Raw genomic sequence first — 2,702 nt, 5'->3', positions numbered from 1 at the left:
TCTGAGTGTTGTTGCTGAAAGTTTCGATCATAAACTTGGCTTGATTGCCGAGGGTCAGCAGCTGTTGGGAGAAAAGGTCAACCGACTGGAAAAACGTGTCGACAAGGTGGAAAATCGCTTGGAGAGCGTTGAACTGAATCTGATCGCCGTTGCTGGCGACCTCAAGGCCACGGATAAGTGGCTGAGCGGAAAAATAGATGCCGTCGCCGTTGACCTCAAAGCCCACCGTGCCGATACCGAAGCCCATCATGCAGTGTATCAGGTGAAAGAGTAACGAGAACTGAGGACTGAGGACTGAGGACTCAGTACCGGGTTCTAACGGTGCCTGTCCCTCTGACCTGAATATAGAATGAGTAACTATGACCAGCAAAAGTCGAGTTGAAAGACGGGGAATAGTGACTGCCCCCGTTGAGGTTCTCACAGCAATCAGATTGAGATCATGCGCATTATTGGACAACAGGATTATTCAGGGTAAACAGTAAACACCTGACCCCTAAGATGCAATAACAGGGTTCAGGGTTGTGCCTGATCAGCGTTTATCAGATGTGATCAGCGTTCTAAAAAAGGTTTTCAGTCTTTTTTTGCTTTGATTTGAGGTTTGGTTTAAATCCGTGTAAATCCTTGTAAATCCGTGTGCTATTAGGGTTTGCGAACGGAAGTTGAAATTGACAATATACCCATAAAAGGTATAATTAGCATGGGATGGACAGTTAAATTCACGAATCGGGCCAGAAAGCAAAAAGACAAACTCCCACGACGGGTGCAGGAAACCCTGTTTCAGTTGGTTCGCGAGATCGAGTCTGCCGGTCCGGTTCGGGGAGACTGGCCTAATTACTCAAAGCTTTCGGACAATCAGCACCATTGTCACCTGAAAAAGGGCAACCCCACTTATGTGGCAGTCTGGCGGGAAGTCAAAGGTGCAATCAGGTTAGTGGAGGTCATCTATGCCGGTAGTCACGAAAAAGCCCCATACTGACGATAACGAAATAGTCACGGTTCGGCTGCGTGTGCATCGTCGCAATGTCGCCAGAATCAAGGAATACGCCGAGGCTGTCGAGTATTGCGAAGAGCGTCATTACTCTGTAGCCGAAGTTTTCCCGGAATATATCGGGAAAGAGCAGCAAATCTCCCTGCGCGCATACCGAACCCGCGAAGGCCTCACCCAGATACAACTGTCTGAGTTGACCGGTATCCCACAGCATCAACTGAGTGAAATGGAAAACGGCAAACGCGTCATAGGTAAAGAACGCGCCCGAAAGCTTGCAAAGGCGCTGAATGTTTCCGATTATCGGGTGTTTTTGTAATCCATGGGCGAATCTGTATCTCAAAGTGAGGGATCGAAACCTGAATAGCTCGCAGATTACGCTGAAAAGCTATGATAAAAATCTGATCAACCAAAACTTGCAGGGATGGTCAGGATAAAAGCTTTTAGCACGGTAAGGTCAACGTCAAAAGATCTGCATATTGGTTTGAAACCCCAGAGAATAGGTTGTGCATTTGACCCTACCGTGGACGATTTAAAGGTGTTACCGTGATAGAAAGAATTTTAAAAGATTTTAACACGGTAACGTCAAGGGCAAAGATGACACGGTAAGGTCAATGGCAAAAGATCTGCATATTGGTTTGAAACCCAGAGAATAGGTTGTGCATTTGACCCTACCGTGAGCGATTTAAAGGTTTTACCGTGATAAACAGGGCCTTGTTTTTTAGTTGTCATCAGATGTGATCAGCGTCCAGAAAAAAAAAGGTTCTCATCTTTGATGTTTTTTTCATTTTTTTTTCACAAAAACACCCCTCAGTCAGAAATATGTCAGATGGATGGTGTATAGTCCCGGACTTGTTTGAACAGGGCTGGGGGCCGGCTCTTTCAGGTGTCAGCTCTCTTCAGAGGTTTCTGACAGTGTGTTTAAGTTTTTGAGTTCGTCCCCTTTGGATTTACGTTGCAGAACAAGAGATGTGGCAATGCAAGACTTGACCCCGAGCATAATCAGATTGAGGTCATGCGCATTATTAGACAACAGGATTATTCAGGCTAAACAGTAAACACCTGATCCCTGAGAAGGAGCCATCAATGTCTACGGCTTTGAAAATGGAAGTTGACCCGCAAGAAATTATTAATGCGGTCAAAAAAATGAAGAAGCAGGATCGCGAAGTATTCATTGAAGATCTTCTGGCCGCCACCTGCCCGGAATATCTGACCAGCATTCGCGAAGCCAGGGCAGAATATAAAGTCGGCAAGGTTTCCAGCCACAAAGATGTATTTGGTTCGTGAGTTATCGGCTTGTTTATACAGACCGTGCTCTCAAGGATATTCAAAAACTTGATCCGCAGGTCAAAAATCGAATTGGCAAAGCACTATTGCGGTTCGAGGCTGATCCGCTTGGACATGCCAAGCCGTTAACAAATGCTGAGCTTGGGAACTATCGGTTCAGAGTAGGTGATTATAGGATTATTTTCGATATAGGGGCTGAGGATATAGTCATTTTGCGTGTAGGGCACCGGCGACAGATTTATAGAGGATGAGGCAGAATGTAAAGAGTTGGGTTTCACGCAAACCCAATATATTCAGCCGCTGATCTCAGAGTTCATCATGGAATGTATCGGGTGAAAGAATAACGAGTAACGAGTAACAAGTACTATGTTTAACAACTCAGTACTGGTTTTTAACACCTGACCGATGAGATCTTACCCCTTTGCCTGGG

General features: G+C 45.6%; 4 protein-coding genes. All 4 read left to right on the top strand.

The features are described 5' to 3' along the window. The first annotated feature begins 1 nt into the window (after position 1). The 4 genes from AC6F7T_RS08160 (at position 2) to AC6F7T_RS08145 (ending at position 2,523) form a co-directional block, all read left to right on the top strand. Positions 2-274: a hypothetical protein gene (locus AC6F7T_RS08160; protein WP_500717704.1), complete on the top strand. Its 273-nt coding sequence runs from the start codon at positions 2-4 to the stop codon at positions 272-274. Between the two features lie 670 nt (positions 275-944). Continuing rightward, positions 945-1,304, top strand: coding sequence for a helix-turn-helix domain-containing protein (locus tag AC6F7T_RS08155; RefSeq protein ID WP_500717703.1), 360 nt, complete (start codon positions 945-947; stop codon positions 1,302-1,304). A gap of 767 nt (positions 1,305-2,071) precedes the next feature. After that, a complete protein-coding gene (locus tag AC6F7T_RS08150; RefSeq protein WP_500717700.1) occupies positions 2,072-2,272 on the top strand; it encodes a hypothetical protein in 201 nt (66 codons plus the stop codon). Further along, the gene (locus AC6F7T_RS08145) at positions 2,269-2,523 is read left to right on the top strand and encodes a type II toxin-antitoxin system RelE/ParE family toxin (RefSeq protein ID WP_500717697.1); all 255 of its coding nucleotides are present in this window, start codon (positions 2,269-2,271) and stop codon (positions 2,521-2,523) included. The genes AC6F7T_RS08150 and AC6F7T_RS08145 overlap by 4 nt, the downstream gene beginning before the upstream one ends. Positions 2,524-2,702 lie beyond the last annotated feature (179 nt).

It is taken from the genome of Pelovirga sp. (genome assembly GCF_059864205.1).
This window is presented reverse-complemented; position numbering and strand designations above follow the sequence as displayed.

What these genes read in the sequence shown, in the direction of transcription:
- AC6F7T_RS08155 (WP_500717703.1), top strand. Translation starts at nt 945, where the DNA reads ATGCCGGTAGTCACGAAAAAGCCCCATACTGACGATAACGAAATAGTC.
- AC6F7T_RS08150 (WP_500717700.1), top strand. Translation starts at nt 2,072, where the DNA reads ATGTCTACGGCTTTGAAAATGGAAGTTGACCCGCAAGAAATTATTAAT.